General features: G+C 60.9%; 16 protein-coding genes and 4 tRNA genes. 13 read left to right on the forward strand and 7 right to left on the reverse strand.

Features of this window, described 5'->3' with window-relative positions; translation table 11 throughout:
* The first annotated feature begins 2 nt into the window (after positions 1-2).
* The 9 genes from pdxJ (at position 3) to H3H39_RS09155 (ending at position 5657) form a co-directional block, all read left to right on the forward strand.
* On the forward strand, positions 3-767 hold the full coding sequence (pdxJ, locus tag H3H39_RS09115) for a pyridoxine 5'-phosphate synthase (protein ID WP_182153021.1): 765 nt from the start codon (positions 3-5) through the stop codon (positions 765-767).
* Positions 764-1159 (forward strand): holo-ACP synthase, encoded by a 396-nt coding sequence (acpS, locus tag H3H39_RS09120; RefSeq protein WP_182153022.1) that lies wholly within the window; start codon positions 764-766, stop codon positions 1157-1159. The genes pdxJ and acpS overlap by 4 nt, the downstream gene beginning before the upstream one ends.
* 14 nt (positions 1160-1173) lie before the next feature.
* The gene (gene uvrC, locus H3H39_RS09125) at positions 1174-3042 is read left to right on the forward strand and encodes an excinuclease ABC subunit UvrC (protein ID WP_182153023.1); all 1869 of its coding nucleotides are present in this window, start codon (positions 1174-1176) and stop codon (positions 3040-3042) included.
* Between the two features lie 164 nt (positions 3043-3206).
* Positions 3207-3788, forward strand: a complete 582-nt coding sequence (gene pgsA, locus H3H39_RS09130; protein ID WP_182153024.1) for a CDP-diacylglycerol--glycerol-3-phosphate 3-phosphatidyltransferase — start codon at positions 3207-3209, stop codon at positions 3786-3788.
* Between the two features lie 125 nt (positions 3789-3913).
* A tRNA-Gly gene (locus H3H39_RS09135) sits at positions 3914-3989 on the forward strand.
* Between the two features lie 82 nt (positions 3990-4071).
* A tRNA-Gly gene (locus H3H39_RS09140) sits at positions 4072-4147 on the forward strand.
* 41 nt (positions 4148-4188) lie between these two features.
* Positions 4189-4264: transfer RNA gene (locus H3H39_RS09145), tRNA-Gly, on the forward strand.
* 81 nt (positions 4265-4345) lie between these two features.
* Positions 4346-4419 (forward strand) — tRNA-Cys (locus H3H39_RS09150).
* Between the two features lie 131 nt (positions 4420-4550).
* Complete coding sequence (locus H3H39_RS09155; RefSeq protein ID WP_182153025.1) at positions 4551-5657, forward strand: site-specific integrase; 1107 nt, start codon at positions 4551-4553, stop codon at positions 5655-5657.
* Here the strand turns inward: H3H39_RS09155 and H3H39_RS09160 are convergent.
* From H3H39_RS09160 to H3H39_RS28180, 3 genes are all read right to left on the reverse strand, one after another.
* Positions 5649-5966 carry a helix-turn-helix domain-containing protein gene (locus H3H39_RS09160; protein WP_182153026.1) on the reverse strand — a complete coding sequence of 106 codons (318 nt, stop codon included), beginning with the start codon at positions 5964-5966 and terminating at the stop codon, positions 5649-5651. The genes H3H39_RS09155 and H3H39_RS09160 overlap by 9 nt on opposite strands.
* A 165-nt stretch (positions 5967-6131) precedes the next feature.
* Positions 6132-7121: a DNA-binding protein gene (locus H3H39_RS09165; RefSeq protein ID WP_182153027.1), complete on the reverse strand. Its 990-nt coding sequence runs from the start codon at positions 7119-7121 to the stop codon at positions 6132-6134.
* 338 nt (positions 7122-7459) lie between these two features.
* A complete protein-coding gene (locus H3H39_RS28180; protein WP_255462479.1) occupies positions 7460-7591 on the reverse strand; it encodes a hypothetical protein in 132 nt (43 codons plus the stop codon).
* Positions 7592-8346: 755 nt separating this feature from the next.
* On the opposite strand from H3H39_RS28180, the gene H3H39_RS09170 reads away from it, so the two are divergent.
* Both H3H39_RS09170 and H3H39_RS09175 read left to right on the forward strand, forming a co-directional pair.
* Positions 8347-8790: an antirestriction protein gene (locus tag H3H39_RS09170; protein WP_182153028.1), complete on the forward strand. Its 444-nt coding sequence runs from the start codon at positions 8347-8349 to the stop codon at positions 8788-8790.
* Between the two features lie 101 nt (positions 8791-8891).
* Entirely contained in the window at positions 8892-10817 is a 1926-nt protein-coding gene (locus H3H39_RS09175; protein WP_182153029.1) for a ParB/RepB/Spo0J family partition protein, read from the forward strand.
* Positions 10818-10944: 127 nt separating this feature from the next.
* Here the strand turns inward: H3H39_RS09175 and H3H39_RS09180 are convergent, their stop codons facing one another.
* Positions 10945-12147, reverse strand: coding sequence for an ISL3 family transposase (locus H3H39_RS09180; RefSeq protein ID WP_182153030.1), 1203 nt, complete (start codon positions 12145-12147; stop codon positions 10945-10947).
* A gap of 393 nt (positions 12148-12540) precedes the next feature.
* Here H3H39_RS09180 and H3H39_RS27825 point away from each other — a divergent pair, with 393 nt between their 5' ends.
* Positions 12541-13200 carry a PEP-CTERM sorting domain-containing protein gene (locus tag H3H39_RS27825; RefSeq protein WP_229217936.1) on the forward strand — a complete coding sequence of 220 codons (660 nt, stop codon included), beginning with the start codon at positions 12541-12543 and terminating at the stop codon, positions 13198-13200.
* A gap of 384 nt (positions 13201-13584) precedes the next feature.
* On the opposite strand, the gene H3H39_RS09190 is transcribed toward H3H39_RS27825, so the two are convergent.
* The gene (locus tag H3H39_RS09190; protein ID WP_182153031.1) at positions 13585-14175 is read right to left on the reverse strand and encodes a hypothetical protein; all 591 of its coding nucleotides are present in this window, start codon (positions 14173-14175) and stop codon (positions 13585-13587) included.
* 164 nt (positions 14176-14339) lie between these two features.
* On the opposite strand from H3H39_RS09190, the gene H3H39_RS09195 reads away from it, so the two are divergent.
* A complete protein-coding gene (locus H3H39_RS09195; RefSeq protein WP_220461470.1) occupies positions 14340-14732 on the forward strand; it encodes a hypothetical protein in 393 nt (130 codons plus the stop codon).
* Between the two features lie 1165 nt (positions 14733-15897).
* On the opposite strand, the gene H3H39_RS09200 is transcribed toward H3H39_RS09195, so the two are convergent.
* Together H3H39_RS09200 and H3H39_RS09205 are read right to left on the reverse strand one after the other, a co-directional pair.
* The gene (locus H3H39_RS09200) at positions 15898-17022 is read right to left on the reverse strand and encodes a ribonucleotide-diphosphate reductase subunit beta (protein WP_182153032.1); all 1125 of its coding nucleotides are present in this window, start codon (positions 17020-17022) and stop codon (positions 15898-15900) included.
* Between the two features lie 74 nt (positions 17023-17096).
* Positions 17097-17639 carry a hypothetical protein gene (locus H3H39_RS09205; protein ID WP_182153033.1) on the reverse strand — a complete coding sequence of 181 codons (543 nt, stop codon included), beginning with the start codon at positions 17637-17639 and terminating at the stop codon, positions 17097-17099.
* Positions 17640-17683 lie beyond the last annotated feature (44 nt).

Raw genomic sequence — 17683 nt, forward strand, 5'->3', positions numbered from 1 at the left:
CAATGAGCTTCCTCCAGCCTGCCGGCCCCGTCATCGACCTGGGCATCAACATCGACCACGTGGCCACGCTGCGCAACGCGCGCGGCACCAGCTATCCCGATCCTATCCGCGCCGCGCTGCTGGCCGAGCAGGCCGGCGCCGACTGCATCACGCTGCACCTGCGCGAAGACCGCCGCCACATCAAGGACGCCGACGTGATCGCGCTGGCGCCCCAGCTGCTGACGCGCATGAACCTGGAGGCGGCCGTGACCCAGGAGATGATCGATTTTGCTTGCCGCATCAAGCCGGCCGACGTGTGCCTGGTGCCGGAAAAACGCACCGAAGTGACCACCGAAGGCGGCCTCGATGTCGTCACCCACTTCAAGGCCGTGCAGGCGGCCGTGCGCCAGTTGCAGGGCGAAGGCATCCGCGTGAGCCTGTTCATCGACGCCGATGAAGCGCAGATCGCCGCCGCCGCCGAGATCGGCGCGCCCGTGATCGAACTGCACACGGGCCGTTATGCGGACACGGACGGCGCCGAGCAGGCCGCTGAGCTGGAACGCATCAAGGCCGGCGTGCTGTTCGGCGTGGGACGTGGCCTGAAGGTCAATGCCGGCCACGGCCTGCACTACACCAACGTGCAAGCCATCGCCGCCATTCCCGACATCGCCGAACTCAATATCGGCCACGCCATCGTGGCCCATGCCGTGTTCGCGGGCTGGGAAAACGCCGTGCGCGAGATGAAGGCCATCATGGTGTCCACGCGGCTGGGGCAGGGCGCAAAATGATCTACGGGATCGGCACCGACATCTGCCGCATCCCGCGCATCGCCGCCGCGCTGGAACGGCACGGCGACCGTTTCGCGCAAAAGATACTGGGCCCGCAGGAGATGGAAAAATACCATGCCCGCAAGGCCAAGCATGAGGCGCGCGGCATCCGCTTCGTCGCCACCCGCTTCGCCGCCAAGGAAGCGTTTTCCAAGGCCATTGGCCTGGGCTTGCGCATGCCGATGACGTGGCCGGCGGCCCAGATGCTCAATGATCCCAGCGGCAAGCCCACCATCGTGTGCAGCGGCGTGCTGGCGCAGTTCATGCAGGACAAGGGCTTGACGGCGCAGGTGAGCATCAGCGACGAGGAGGAATACGCGGTCGCTTTCGTCATCGTCGAACAAGCCAGCTGATACAGGTAACAGGAATGAGCGAAGTAAACGAACAGGCCAGCGTGCCCGATCCCCGCGCGCAGGTACTGGCCACCGTGGCCAAGTTGCCCAATTTGCCGGGCGTGTACCGCTATTTCGACGCGGCCGACAACGTGCTCTACGTGGGTAAGGCGCGCGATCTGAAGAAGCGCGTGTCGAGCTACTTCCTGAAGAACCTGTCCAGCCCCCGCATCGCCATGATGGTGGAGCGCATCGCGCGGCTGGAAACGACGGTCACGCACAGCGAGGCCGAAGCGCTGATCCTGGAAAATAACCTGATCAAGACGCTGCACCCGCGTTTCAACATCCTGTTCCGCGACGATAAATCCTATCCCTACCTGAAGATCACGGCCGGCGACGCGCCGCGCATGGTCTACTACCGGGGCGCGGTGGACAAGAAGAACCAGTATTTCGGGCCGTTCCCCAGTTCGTGGGCGGTCAAGGAATCGATGCAGATCCTGCAGAAGGTGTTCCGCATCCGCACTTGCGAGGACAGCGTGTACGCCAACCGCACGCGCCCCTGTCTGCTGCACCAGATCGGCCGCTGCAGCGCGCCCTGCGTGGACCTGGTGAGCAAGGACGATTACCAGGCCGACGTGGCCAACGCGGCCCGCTTCCTGCGCGGGCGCCAGAGCGAAGTGATGGACGAGCTGGAAAAGAAGATGCACGGTTACGCGGCCGAGCTGAAATTCGAGCAGGCCGCCGTGGTGCGCAACCAGATCTCGTCGCTGTCGCGCGTGCTGCACCAGCAGAGCATGGAAACGACGGGCGACGCCGATGTCGATATCCTGGCCGTGCTGGTGCAGGGCGGGCGCGCCTGCGTCAACCTGGCCATGGTGCGCGGCGGCCGCCACCTGGGCGACCGCGCCTATTTCCCCACCCAGTTGAATGATGCCGCCGCCATCGCGGAAGACCCGATCGAGGTGGAAGTGCTGTGCGCGTTCCTGGTCCAGCACTACACGGAGAAATTCATCCCCGGCACGCTGATCCTGAATATCGAATTCGACCAGCCGGCCTTGATGCTGGCCTTGCAGGAGCAGTGCGGCCACCGCATCCACCTCGTGTTCCAGCCGCAGGATCAGCGCCGCAAGTGGCTGGAACTGGCGCAGAAGGGCGCCGAGATCTCGCTGGCGCGGTTGCTGTCGGAGCAGGGCTCGCAGCAGTCGCGCACGCGCGCGCTGGTGGACGCGCTGGGACTGGAGCCGGAGGATATCGAGACGCTGCGCGTTGAATGCTTCGACATCAGCCACACGCAAGGCGAGGCCACGCAGGCTTCGTGCGTGGTGTTCCATCATCACCAGATGCAGAACGGCGAGTACCGGCGCTACAACATCAACGACATCACGCCCGGCGACGATTATGCTGCGATGCGGCAGGTGCTGATGCGGCGCTACGAAAAAGTGGCCAACGGCGACGGCGTGATGCCGGATGTGGTGCTGATCGACGGCGGCAAGGGCCAGATCGAAATGGCGCGCCAGGTGTTCGCTGAACTGGGGTTGGACATCAGCCTGATCGTCGGCGTGGCCAAAGGGGAAGGGCGGCGCGTGGGTCTGGAGACGCTGATGTTCGTGGACGGCCGTCCGTCGCAGGAACTGGGCAAGGAATCGGCGGCCCTGATGCTGGTGGCGCAGATCCGCGACGAGGCGCACCGCTTCGCCATCACCGGCATGCGCGCCAAGCGCGCCAAGACGCGCCAGACGTCGCGCCTGGAAGAGATTGAAGGCATCGGCGCCAAGCGGCGCCAGAAGCTGCTGGCCCGCTTCGGCGGCCTGCGCGGGGTGGTGGACGCCAGCGTGCAGGACCTGATGCAGGTGGAAGGCATTTCCAGCGCGCTGGCCGAGGAAATCTATCGCCAGCTGCACTAACATCGTGTGGACCATGCGCCGCTGTGCTGCATCGCAGCGGCGGTGCACGGTCATGCCGTCGTGGCCCGGCAGCCGCCGCGCGCAGCCCGCGCTGGTTTAAAGTGCGCCCGCAAGGTAGACTAGCGGCGATATCAGTTTTTGTAGTAGCAACTTTACTTGACCCTATGCCTTTCAATATACCGATCCTGCTGACCTGGCTGCGCGTGGCGCTGATCCCGCTGGTCGTTGGCGTGTTCTATCTGCCCACGCACTGGCTGCCACTGGCCGACCGCAATCTGGCTGCCACCCTGGTCTTCATCGTCGCCGCCGTCACCGACTGGTTCGATGGCTTTTTGGCGCGGCGCTGGAACCAGACCTCGGCCTTCGGCGCCTTCCTCGATCCGGTAGCCGACAAGCTGATGGTGGCGGGGGCCTTGCTGGTGCTGGTGCAGCTGGACCGGGTCAACGCGGTGCTGGCGTTCATTATCATCGGTCGCGAAATCGCCATTTCCGCGCTGCGCGAATGGATGGCGCAGATCGGTGCGTCCAAATCGGTGGCCGTCAGCTCGCTGGGCAAGATCAAGACGGCGGCCCAGATGACGGCCATCCCCATGCTGCTGTTCCATGACATCCTGCTGGGCGCCGTCGATACCCAGGTGTGGGGCGAACGCTTGCTGCTGATCGCCTGCGTGCTGACCGTGTGGTCCATGTTCTACTACCTGCGCCTGGCCTGGCCCATGATCAAGGAACGGGCCGGCACCATCTGACATCCGGCTTGGTATAAACAATTTTCATCATTTCTCTATTGAAAATGTTTTTACCATTGACAGTCCGGATAGATCCTCTATAATGCTGGCCTGTTGTTGATGACGACGACGCGCTGAAAAGCACTGCGGGAGTAGCTCAGTTGGTAGAGCGCAACCTTGCCAAGGTTGAGGTCGAGAGTTCGAGACTCTTCTCCCGCTCCAGTTTTTCGGGGCAGTCAGCAGTCAGCGACAAGAAGTTGCACTAGAAATACAAGCAGTAAGCTGCTACAATGTTGGACCAAATGCGGGAGTAGCTCAGTTGGTAGAGCGCAACCTTGCCAAGGTTGAGGTCGAGAGTTCGAGACTCTTCTCCCGCTCCATTCGGTACCAGTAGTAAAGCAGTGACGGTAACAACTCCTACGCGGGAGTAGCTCAGTTGGTAGAGCGCAACCTTGCCAAGGTTGAGGTCGAGAGTTCGAGACTCTTCTCCCGCTCCAGAATTCTCGCAACAAGCATCGCGCTTGCTGCGGCAAGAAAGCAAGACCGCAGCTGTGCGGTGTTGCCCAGTAAGACCCTCTGGCGAGGTAGCAAAGAGGTTATGCAGCGGCCTGCAAAGCCGTCTAGGTCGGTTCGATTCCGATCCTCGCCTCCATAAAATCAAGCACTTAGCGTTTTTATCGCTGGTGTGAACATGTAGTTCACCTCCCGAAAAAGGAGGTGCACCTACCATGAGACGGCCAACATGCCGTTGACTTTTCGGTGCCCCGTTACTACGATGGGTCAATGGCATCGATCAAGAAAACCCCCACCGGTACCTTCCAGATATGCGTCAAGAACAAGTTGTTGCCCAAGACGCTGTGGGCAACCTTCGATTCGCTTGAGCAGGCGGATGCCTACGCCAGGCAGCTCGAAGGATTGCTGGCGCAAGGCATCGTACCGGCCGCTTTGCTTGAACGCACCACGCCATCGCGCGAAGTGTGGACCATTTCCCGTTGCATCGCTGAGTACCAGCGTTATAACGTGGTTCCCGTTTCCGAGATCAAGCTGCTCGACACGGTGCGCTCTTCCCTCGCCACGCTCAGCACAGGTTATCTCAACTATGATTGGGCCGAGGGCTGGATTCGCTCCATGAAGCGGGAACTGAACCTTGCCCCTTCAACCATTCGCCATCGCCATGGCGCGCTGGCGCGCTGTTTCGACTGGATGGTGCGCAAGCATCCTGAAATCATGGCGCAGAATCCACTACGGCTGCTCAAGCGGGGTTTCGCGGCTTACACTCCGGACGACAGCGCCGTACTCGCGGCAGTGGGCAAGAGCAGCAAACTTGCCGAAGAGCGCAACCGTCGTCTGGAACCAGGTGAGGAGCCACGTATTCTCGCTGTCTTGTCGCAGCGAGCCGTTGAGCGGATTTTTTTTGTACTGGCTCTTGAGACAGCGATGCGGATGCGTGAGTGCTATACGCTGGAGCGCGCTCAGGTGGATCTGGCCAGGCGTACGATCTTCCTCGATAGGACAAAGAATGGCGATAGTCGCCAGGTGCCCTTGTCGACCCCCGCCGTGGTCGCGCTGGGGGAATATATGGAAGCCCATGATACCGAAATCCGCGCACGGTCGGAGCGGCTGTTCCCCTACTGGAATGGCGATCATTCGGAGCGGACCCTGGACGTTGTCACGCGCGATCTCTCGCGGGTCTTCCACTTGGTATTCGAGGAGGCGAAAGTCGTTGGCCTGCATTTTCACGATCTTCGCCATGAAGCGACGTGCCGATTGTACGAACGCACCAATTTATCGGATGTGCTGATCGCTAAAATCACTGGTCATCGGGATCTGCGGAATCTAAAGCGCTACGCCAGCTTGCGGGGCAGCGACTTGGCGCTTCATCTATGGTAGTGGCTTGACTTCCTTCGCGATCGGTAGGGAGGGCAATTCGGGTACGGGACGCCGCCGGCCGCGCGGTGGCACCGGCATCAAAAGCGCTAACGCGTCTGGGGCCGCCAGACGCGAGTTACGCCGCTTGGCCGTATCGGCCCGTATGCGTTCGGTCAGAAACGCCAGGGCGTCGGAACGCAGGAAGACCCACGATTTGCCGATCTTAGTTCCGGGCAGTTCACCACGACGCGCCAGGTGCATCACCGTCTCCGGATCGGCATGAAGCAGATCCGCCGCGTCGGCAATGGTAAGGGTTTCTGGGGCTTCCATGATGACATTTTTGTCGTCGGCTCAATTGAAGTAACTAGTGATCAGCTGGCACCTTGCTGCTTGATGTCATCGCATGTCGGCATCTGAATGGACCAATTCCTGTTCGCTCAGTGGCGAGTCGACGCGGTGATGTAGTGAGGAACCCACCCGAGACCGACCTGCTCACTACGCGCCATCCTTGAGTGAGTGCGCGTCGACCTTGGCATCGCGCCGATTGCTGCTTTTCGCGGACCGTTCCGGGCTGGCGACGGCGGCCGAAAGTGGGGTTGATGCTTCCGACGACATGGTTGTGTCAGCGTGTGGATTGGCGTCGGATGATGTGGCGTCGTCTCCGGCCGTGTTGTGGATAGGGTGGCCTTCCGACACGGCCATGGCCGGCGGCGGACCTTGTCTGGCGACCGCTTCAGCGACGGCGACGCGCGCGTCGGCCAGCTCGCCGGTGAGCATGTCCAGCCGCGCTTGGAGCTGTGCCAGCTTTGCTTGTTCCTGGGCGGCGTGCGCGCGGGCCTCGTCCAGACGATTGGCGAGGTCGTCGCGTTGCACGGCCAATACGGCCGCGCTCTGTTCGGCCGTCACTTTCGAGGTGCGCTCGCTGGCGACCGCCGCGCGCAGTTCCGCCAGTTCGCTTTCCATCCTGGGCAGCCATTCCAGCCGCAGCTGTTCGCGCGCCAGTTCGATGCGGGCTTGCTGGGCGCGTTGTTGTTCGCGTTCGCACTCGGCGCGGGCTTGCGCCAGATCCGCGCCCAGCTGCCGGGTGCGCGCTTCGGCCGCGACCAGTTCAACTGTTTTGAGTTCCAGGTCGATGCGCTGGCGCTCGACGTGCTCGCACAGCCGTTCGTTTTCCTCGGCCAGGTCGGCGTTCTCCTTTTGCTGTTCATCCAGGCTCGCTTCCAGGCGGGCCTGGGCGGCCGCGACGTGCTGTTCGGTGAACGTGACGATGGCCCTTTGCAGTTCGACCGGCAACGACAGCGCTGGCGCCGCGACTTGCGCCTTGCTTGCGCGCCACTGTTGCAGCAGGCGGGCGACGGTACCCATGCTACCCACGTTGCCTATCCGTTCGCGTATCAGCCGCATGGTGGGCTGCAGCCCCTGGCCTAGCGCCATGTCGGCTGCGGCGGCGATTTGCTCATACGTGATCATGGCGGGGCGACTCATGCTGTGCTCCTGCTACGTTACGATAGATATGCGCTGATATGAATGGTTGTTACATATCAAGCGCTGTGTTCGTGTTTTCGGGCTTGCCCACGTGCGGACTGGTGGTGTTAGCTGGGCCCATCTGCGGATGGAGGCCTGGCCACGGCGCGCGTCCGTGCGATGAACTGTATTCGTCCTGTTTGCATTGTCTATATTATGCGAATTTCTGGTGGCATGCCTCTTGATCGGTTTGTGGATGTGATCCCGCTCAAACCTTGCGCTGGCGCGAGGAACCGGGCCATCGGACGAACGAGCCCGTGCGGGGTTGATGTCCGGCGTGGTCGATACGAACACTGGGGCTAGCGATGCTTCGCTGTGGCGGGCTGGTCGCTTGATGCGCGATGGGGACCTGGCGAAAGCACGCGCGCGATTTCCCCGGCGCGTTCGACCAGCAGCGCCATGTCGCGGTTGGGGCGATCTGCGTGGTTCATGGTCGCTCTCCTTTGCGTGATCTTTATCCTTCCAGGATCGGCTGTTTTGCACTTGCGCAGGTGAGGCGTGGTTTGCGCGTCCCCTGCGGGCCGGGCTGTCGCGCTGCGCGTCGAGCCACATGAAGCCGTGTCTCGCCCCTGCGGGCTTCCATCCCTGACGCCTGCGCGCCGTCGGCGCTGCGCGCTGCGCTTGCCAGGGAAGTGCGCGGCCTGCGGCCGCGAGTGGACGAGGTCGCTCATCAAGGGGCAGCCGCACGATGTGCGGCAACCCCTTGGCCGCTGGGCTGATCCCCGCAAGGCGCGCGATGCGCTGCGCGCAACGCTTGACGGCGGAAGTGAGGGAGGGCGCTGCGCGGTGCGCCGCGACGCCGCTGCGCGGCAAAGTGGTGGCTGGCGCTTTCAAGGGGTGTGCCAGCCAACCCTGCTGGCACACCCCTTGAGCCGCCGCTTGCGCTATGAAGCCGGCCGCGCCAGCCACAGGCCACTCCACCAGGCAGCACGGGCCGCCCGCCCGTTTCGCAAATCCCCCCACAAGCCCCCCGGGTCGGGCGAGGGGGACTTGTGGGGGGATAAACCGCGAAACGGGCTAGAAGCAGCGGCCCGTATGCGCGCTGCCTTGCACCCCACCCATCCCAACCCTGCCCGTGAGGGCAGGGCATTCGCCACCCCCCGCCCGCCCCGGCGGGAGCGAGGAAGTCCGAATGAGAGGATGAATGTTGAACCTCTTGTTATTCGACAACCGATAGGAGGCTGGAATGGAAGACTCGAATGTTTTGCAACTGTGCGCGGCCGGCAGCGGTGCGGGGATCGTCGCGCGCAAGGTGACGGACGAACAGGAACGCATGCTGTGCCTGCCGCGCGTGGGCGGGGCGCGCTTTCCGCTGCTGGAGCCGACGGTGTACGGCGTCATGGGCGAGATATGCGCAAGCTATGACGGCGGCTACTGGGATTTCTACACCTTGTCCAACGGTGGCTTCTACATGGCCCCGGCCAGCGAACAGGTGTTCCACCTGTGCTGCGACAACTACTTCGAGCGCGACGTCAGCGCCGATACGGCCGGCCTGATCGCCACCGCATATGCCTATAGCGAGCTGTCGTTCGACGCCCATGGCGCGCCGTTCGCGCGTGCCTACGAGCGCTTGACGGCCTATATCCGGCAGCGCGCGGACGCCGCGTCGATCTACGCGGCGCTCGACTAGCGCTGCAGGACGGCGCGCGGGGCCCGTCGCGCCGTCCCTCGCTTGACGGGCCGTGGCCCGGCCCCTTGTGCCGGGAAAATCCTCAAATGATCGGAGCCAACATGAATGCCATACATGCCATGCCGCGCATCGCCGATGCGCCACCGTTAAGTGCGCTGTGCGCCGCTGTCGCGGAAGCCCAGCACCATGCCACGCTGTGCCTCGCCACTTTTCCCCAGCTGGTACGCAGCAAGCTTAACGTCCGCCGCAAGCAAACGGATGTCACGGAATTGATGGGATTGATCCGTACCCAAGGCTTGCTGCAAAACCTGATCGGCTTCCGGCAGATCATCGCCGGTGTCGAAACGGGCATCATCGAGATCATCGCGGGCGGCCGGCGCTTGCTGGCCATCGGCCTGCTGATCGAGGCTGGCTGTCTGCCGGACGATTACAGCATCCCGGTGCTGATCGTGTCCGAGTACGAGGCCATTGAAATCAGCGTGACCGAGAACCTCGGACGCCAAGACATGCATCCGGCCGACCTGTTCGAGGCCATGCAGGACATGGTCGGGCGTGGCCGATCCATCGAGGACGTGGCGTTGCTGTACAACCTCGATATCCTGACAGTGAAACGCCGCCTGAGACTGGCCAACGTCGCGCCACGGCTGCTGCAGCTGTACCGTGATGACAAGGCGAGTTTCGAACAGATGATGGCCTTGGCGATCACGGACGACCACGCGGCGCAGGAGCAGGCGTGGGATGGCCTAGGCGAATATCGCCGCTCGCCCCACGATTTGCGCCGTATGCTGACCGCGCAGAAGGTCAACTTCATGACGGATCGCGTGGCTCGCTACGTCGGTCTCGCCGCCTATGAGCGGGCCGGTGGCACGGTCACCCGCGACCTGTTCAGTGACCGGGCGACAGGCTATATCGATGATGTCGCGCTGCTGGAGCGGCTCGCCAACGAGAAGTTCGAGCGCCAGCGTGCGAAGTTGCTCAAGGCGGGGGCCGCGTGGGTCGAAACGCTGCCGCGCGCCGATGCGGCCGATTTGATGACATATCCGCGCGTGCGCCGCAGCTTCAGCAAACTGAGCGACGAACAGCAGGGACAGGTCGATGTGCTGGATGGGCGGATCGCGGCGGTAACGGCGCGGCTCGACAGCGACGAGGCGGAGCAGGACGCCTCCCTGGAGGAGCGCTTGGCGGGCGAGCTGGATGGACTGGAGCGTCAGCGCGAGGCCATCTACGCCACCCGCAAGCTGGTGCCGCACGAGGCGGACTTGGCGCTAGCCGGTGTCGTGCTGCGCCTGAACGCCGATGGCAAGCCGGTCGTCGAGCGCGACATGATACGGCCAGCGGACAAGGGCAAGATCGCCAACCATGCCACCGTCGCCGGCAAGGAGCAGAGCAAACGGATTCGGCAGGTACATTCCGACCGCCTGACCGCGGAGTTGACGGCGCACCGCACGGTGGCCCTGCAGGCGGAAATGATGATGCAGGGACAGGCGGCGCTGGCCTACCTGACTTACACCTTGGCGCAATCGGTCTTGATGGAGCAGGGCAGTCGGGGCACCTTGGCCAAGATCGGCGTCAGAAGCGCGGTGTTGACCCAAGCGGCGAAGCAGAGCAGCGCCGCGCTGGCGGTGAACGAACGGCGTCTGGAACTGCTGGCCCGCCTCCAGTACGCGGAGGAAGTGGGGGGGCTGCTGTGCTGGCTGGCCGGTCGGTCGCAGGCGGAACTGCTGGAGTGGTTGGCCTTTTGTGTGGCCATGTCACTGGACGGGACGCAGGACCGCGAAGCGGAGTCGCCAGACTTTGTCGCCGTCGCCAGACTCGTCAAGCTGGACATGGTGAAATGGTGGCGGCCAACGGCGGATAGCTATTTCAACCATGTCTCGAAGGAGCGCATGATGAAGGTCGTCACGGAAGCCGTGTCGGCTGGTGCGGCCGTGCCGCTTGAGAAAATGCGCAAGGGTGAAGCGGCTGGTGCGGCGGAACGGGCCGTCGAAACGGCGCGCTGGCTGCCGGAACCGATGCGCACCACATGAACATGCGAGCCCGTCCCTATAGCAGGGGCGGGCTCGTTTCCAGTTTGTTCGTAATGCCTGGGGGGGCGACGTACGGCCCCAAGCATCTTCGCGCGCGACGAGATGTCGCGATGAAAAAAAAGGTTCTTCACGGATTTCCGGGAAACGCGGCTTTGATCTTCAGGAAGAAGAATTCAGAGTCGCGATAACCGTATGCCATTCGTTTCATCACTTTGATGCGATTGTTGATGCCTTCGAGCTGCCCGGTATGCATAGGCCAGCGAAGTCGGGCGAGAATGCCGCGCCAGTAGGGGTGTAGCCGGCGAGCGAAGCGCTGCAGCGGTTCCAGCGTGCCCTGGGCGGCCATCCGCAACCAACTTTTCCAGGAGCGCCGCCACTGCCATGCAGTGCGGGGCTGCCACAACTCCTTCAAGCTCGCCTTCATGACGTAGGTGGTCATCAAGGCTTGATTTGCTGCCAGTAACTCTTCCAGCTTGGGCTGCTGATCTTCCGGCACGTTCTCAGGATTACGCAGTAGCAGCCAGCGGCCGCGTTTGACCTTCTGCCGTGCTGGTTTATCGTGCTTTAACTGATTGGCCTCATCGACGCGGACGCGGTCAATGACTTCCCGTCCATACTTGGCAATGACGTGGAACAGGTCATAGACGACTCGGGCCCTCGGGCAATGCTGCTGCACTTCGAGGTCGAAGGCGCTATTCATGTCCATGGCTACCGCCTCGATTTGCCGGCAACGTTCAACGCCGAGCCACTCGAAGAAGGGGCGTACCGCTTCCCGGCTGCGCCCTTCGCCAACCCAGAGTACCTGGCGTGTGTCGGCATCGAGCACCACCGTCGCGTAACGATGTCCCTTGAACAACGCGAATTCGTCCATAACCAACCGGACCGGTTCAGCAATAGGCAATGCCGCCAGTTGTGTCGCCAGCTTTGCCCGCTCGATTCTGCGTACGGTTTCCCAGTGGAGGCCTGTCATTTCACACACATGAGCGACCGGCAGCTTCTCGCACCACAGCCCAACGAATTGCGCCAGCCTGCGCGTCACTCGCGCGTGGCGCTCAAGCCAGTCGATGTGTTCGGCGCACGTCCCGCAATCAGGACAGCGCACACGACGCAAATGCACCTGTAACCATACCGGCTCTCCCACCATGGTCATCTCTCGCACCGTGCGCCAATACCGGCCGTGTATCTGTGAGCACGCCCGCGCACAGTTCGAGCAGCGAGCGATGCTTCCTACTGTTGGCACCAGCGAGATCCAGATACCGTCGCTGCGCCGGTCAAAATTCCAAATGGAGAACCCTTCCCAGAACGGGAGGTCGAGATTATTATCCTGCATGAAAGCGGTGAGTTAAGTTGAACAAGTTGGTCGCACAACAAGTCTAACTTTTCTTCACCGCTTTCTACATTTCTGGACTACTTCACAGCAATCCGTGAAGAACCAAAAAAAAGCTCGGTTGTCACCGAGCTTAATTTACTGCAAACACGAGGGTATATCGCCGTTACGATTGTACGCTACTTTCGCCTGTTTGCCGGCTCCGCCGTCTTCAACCCCGAATCTTCCTCTGTATTGGCCTCAATTGCTGGGTCTGCCTTGAACTTCCATCCTAGGTGGACAATACTACAATGAACGTGGTCAATTAACTATCAAAATGGTCGTCTCATAGGCTGGGGCAAAAGTCCAGCGCTAGCAAGACCCGAGTTGTGAATAAATAACAATACGGAGAATAAAATGCGTGATTCTTTCGCCAAGGTGTACAGGATCGTACCCGCCGCTCTGGCTATCGTTCTCGGCGCGCTAGCCGTGCCTGCGATGGCCAGCGGTGGCGATGACGATGGGCACGAACACAACACTTATGTTTTTGTCTGGAACGATCTAAGCGATACCTTGACCGGCAACACATATAAGAACCATGGCAATACCCCAATCTCCAGTATCACGCCGGCGAATGAGTTCTACTCTGGTGCGTATAGGCTATGGAGTGGCGCGGGTCTCAAAGACAATATCAACGTCAGCTTTAATATTTACGAGGCCAATGGCGCGTTGAGTGACACGATGAGTATCGTTGGCTATAAGCAACGCCGGGAGGACGATGGTCCGATTGGTCAGTTCAGCTTCCAGCAAGACGATGAACATCATCACGGCGGCACGCTGCAATTGACTTTTAATTCGGACGTGGATGGCAAGCCGCTAACTCCGCTGGCTCACGGCATTACCTTGTATGAAACGGGCCGTCCGCAAACAGTGTTGCAATTCGTAGCTACGAACGGCGACAAATACAAGTTCCAGTTCGTCTCTGATGTGGATCCAGTACCAGAACCGGAAGCCTATCTGATGCTGCTTGGTGGCCTTGGGCTGCTTGGAGTGGCGGCGCGTCGGCGCAAGGACTAGAGCGGCATGCAGCAGCGTGGTTTTCCTCCTTTTACAATCACCTCTAATCGAACTGGCCCAGCGCGAAAGCCAAGCCAGTTCGGTACGCGTCTAAATGCCGCGTCGCGGCGGCATCAATTTTCCATCCAGCGCCGCTAGACGCATGCGGGGCGACTTGCTTGCTGCTCCCGGTGGCGGCTTGACCAACAGGTATTTCTCAGCCTCCGATTCAGTCAACCGCATAATGAAGCGCCATCCTTCTAATACTCTGTATTATTCATCGCTGAAGCAAAATTCTTGGCATCGTAATTGTGAGTTTTCCGATGGCATCCGCGTCAAGCCGGCATGGTGTTACTGAACTGCCACTACTGCCTCAATTTCGTATGCCACGACCATAAAACGGTTTTAGCTGTGCAGCCGTTTGTTCATGCCAGCGGCCATGGATCGGAGATGGGCCACAATGGCAGGGCTGCCACCAATAATGGAAATTGCATTTAGCTGTCCCAGTTCGCCGGAAAACACTGTTGGCTGAGGTGTTCCACCATCAACACTCACTGTCCATCGCCAATCGAGCGCACGCCACTTGATCGTCGGTGGCGCCAGCAATGCCACTTCGTGTGCAGGGGAGTAGGGTTCGACCGCCACGGCTACCACAAAGTTCCAGGTTCGCCTGCCACCCTTCGAGACGGCGTCGCTGGAGTAACTTTGCCTCAAGGTAACCGTGCAAGGCAATGCAGAACATGATGTGGTCATGGCTGTCGAACCGCCAGTCCTGACTTGCAGGTCGTGCATCAGGGTCGTAATCTCATCGAATGAGGCTTCCTGTAATGCCGCGTAATGCATCTCGCCCGCCAATCGATCAAGCCGCCGGGCCGGCGTAAAGTACCAATTGGTCAGGATTAAGACTGTGATGGCAAGGAGTACCCCTGTGCAGGCGGCTTGACTCCTTTTGAATGCCACAGCAGCGTCGACCGATTTGATTGTCCACAACATCATGTCTAGCCTCGTCTCCGCAACGCTTCCTTCTTCTTAAGGGCCATGCGGGAAAATTGAACCGATCAGCGAAAAATGGCGATATACCGTGTGACCGCACCGTCGCTGCAGGTTGCGACTCGCATTCATCTCACATGCAGCGCCATGTTTGGCAAGGGAGTATCGCCATGAAAACCGCTACCGCATTATTCGCCAGCAGCCTGCTGGCATTCGCCGCGTCGGCCGCCACAGTGGCCCCAAGCCACCCGGCGGGTCCATCCAACGTTGGCCAACCACACACCAGCATGACGCCAACGATCACACAAGCAGCGCCGGCCAATACCGTGCGCACCGCGCCAGCGCTGAATACCGCCCCTTCCCACACTGGCCAACCCAACCAAAGTTGCGGCAGTGTCACCGCGCCCAATACCCCAGGCAACGCCGTGGCCGCGCCAGGGTCGGCATTCAATCCGGACGGCACCGCAGGATCGGTTTATGCGGGCCAGCAACCACAAAACTCTAGAAATCCAGTTAGCGTCTCGCAGTATGACGTGGCCTGTTTCCACCAGCCAAGTCGATAGAACTGTAGCATAGGCAGTTTGCGAAGTCAGCAAACGCGATTTGGCCGGTGGCATTGGTGCTCAAGGTTTCAGCTTGTCTAGACATCGAGCGCACGTGCTCCCATGCCGCATTCGAGGAACAATGCTTTTGTGGACACATTGTCTGCGCGGTTGCACCTATCTGTACATCGCATATTGGTACTAGCTTTGTTTCACGGACTCCGTTTATGTATCGGCCATTGTCCGTCACGGCAAATTCAATGGGTGACGTGCAAACTGCCCAGCACTGGCGCCGGCGGCGCCACGCACGACGTCACAGCGTCGGAGGAATCGTTTTCGGCGTCGCGCCAATGGGAAGATAGTCCCGAATCGGGACAGGGTGTCCTAAATCGGGACGGGGCAAGGGCGAATTTATGTCGTCGAAGTATGGCCTTGCCCGGTGCTGCGGCTTCGTATGAATTTCGTCCGCAGGCTAGAGCAACTCGACGTAATTCGTCATTTTGGTTCTAGCGGTCTCCATGATGGTGGCGGGGGCGTGGCCGCTGTATTGGCCTGAAAATATCGGTGAGTGCTACTGAGCCAAAACTTCAGCCTACGTACGGCGCCGATCGGAGCAGCGCTGCTCAATCGCCCAATGGCCGGCAAATTTCAATGAGTTGGATGTCATACCCGTTGGCGCTGACCAAGCTCAAGTGGGCACGTTGTACCGGCAGCCACCCCAATTCGATCAACAATCCGCGTGCGGTGCTCCGATAGTCTTCAATCTCGTCTGGCGGCACAGATTCCAACGCATTGCGCGCATAAGCGGCGCATGCCATGGCGGCATGCGCGGCAGGAGTGACATATTGATCTAGCCATAGGCCGCGAGCCCAGAGGTGTCCAGAAATGCGGTAGAAGGCGGGGTATCCGCAGCTATGCATCCAATCTGGATGCACTGGTCTATCCGTTTGCATGGCTTTCCCCATTTTGGCGAATCGGTTTGCCGGTTTGTATATTGGCAATGATACCTTGTAGTTGCCGACTACAAAAAATATGTAGGCGCGACGGCCGTACGCCGCACGCCGTACGCCGGCCGCCAGCGCTCAGCCAATGGGGGGCGCTGTCCGGCAAGGATGGCGGGAACGGCCAGGCGGCCATTTGGTTCTTGGCGGATGGTCCTTCACCGATGACCAGTGCCTGGTATGGGTTACTGGCAGGCCTTGCAATCATCATTCCAGCATAGCGCCGCACCACTCTGGTATTCGGTGACGCGGGTCTCGAAGAAGTTGCGTTCCTTCTTCAAGTCGATCATCTCGCTCATCCATGGGAATGGATTCTCTTCCTGGTCGAATAGCTGCTCCAGGCCGATCTGCTGCGCGCGGCGGTTGGCGATGAAGCGCAGGTAGTCCTTGAACATGGGGGCGTTCAGGCCCAGCACGCCGCGTGGCATGGTGTCTTCCGCGTAGGCGTATTCCAGGTCCACTGCCTTCAGGAACAGGTTCTTGATCTCTTCCTTGAAAGCTGGGGTCCACAGCACCGGATTTTCCATCTTGATGGTGTTGATCAGGTCGATGCCGAAGTTGCAGTGCATGGACTCGTCGCGCAGGATGTACTGGTACTGCTCGGCGGCGCCCATCATCTTGTTCTGGCGGCCCAGCGCCAGGATCTGGGTGAAGCCGACATAGAAGAACAGCCCTTCCATCAGGCAGGCGAACACGATCAGCGACTTGAGCAGGATCTGGTCGCTTTCCACGGTGCCGGTGGTGAACGCGGGGTCGGTCAGGTTGTTGATGAACGGGATCAGGAATGCATCCTTGTCGCGGATCGACTTGATCTCGTTGTAGGCGTTGAAGATCTCGCCCTCGTCCAGGCCCAGCGACTCGACGATGTACTGGTAGGCGTGGGTGTGGATGGCCTCCTCGAACGCCTGGCGCAGCAGGTACTGGCGGCACTCGGGGGCCGTGATGTGGCGGTAGGTGCCCAGCACAATGTTGTTGGCGGCCAGCGAGTCGGCCGTGACAAAAAAGCCCAGGTTGCGCTTGACCAGGCGGCGCTCGTCTTCCGTCAGCCCATTGGGGTTCTTCCACAGCTCGATATCGCGCTGCATGTTCACTTCCTGCGGCATCCAGTGGTTGGCGCAGCCGGCCAGGTACTTGTCCCAGGCCCATTTGTACTTGAACGGTACCAGCTGGTTGACGTCCGTTTCACCGTTGATGATGCGCTTATCGTTGGCGGCGATGCGCGCAGCGCCTTGATGGGCGTCCGGGGGTGCGCTGCCGTCGGCCTTCGATTCCTCGTCCCATTGCAGGACTTTCTCGGGTGGCTGGTGCATGGTGGTCTCCTTGAAGTTTCCAATTGGGTTGGTGCGGTTCGGCATCCGAACCGTGGGCAACAAGAGCGGCGTGTTCAGCGCCCCACACGGATCAGGTCCTGTGGGACTTCCTGCCGGGATAACATGTCCGGTGCATGCGCCAGCGCCTCGTCGCCGGGCCAGTGGCGTGTCCGTGGCATGGTGTCGATGGTGGCGCGGCTGGTGGCGGGAATGGGGAGAGCGAATTCCACCATGGAGCGCCTTCCCGCGCTGGTTTGGGTGCGCTGCGTGCAGGGGCGCGGGCTGATCGATGGTTCCGAATACGTCCGCCGTTTGATCTGGTTGATGAGGCTGGCCAGGGCAGGCAACAACGCCGCTTCCCGCCATACGAGCACCCGTCCGGCGTTGGCGAGCAGATGGGCGAATTGGCGCGGCGCCATCACCCGGTCGCTGATCAGCGACGAACCGTCCAACAGGTTCCGGCATACCATGTCCGCGATGACGATGCCTTGTAACAGCGCCAGTGAACAGCGCTGCTCGTCATCGCACAGGTCAAAAATGATGCCGGAACCAATGAAGGCCTGCTGGGGTTCCGGTGGCAGATGAGGGGCGCAGGTACCGATGTGTATGCCGTCCATGTCGCTCTCCTCAAACACGTTCCCATGAATTCAGTGTAGGCGTT

Source organism: Rugamonas apoptosis (assembly GCF_014042355.1).
In the GTDB taxonomy this organism is placed as follows: domain Bacteria; phylum Pseudomonadota; class Gammaproteobacteria; order Burkholderiales; family Burkholderiaceae_D; genus Rugamonas; species Rugamonas apoptosis.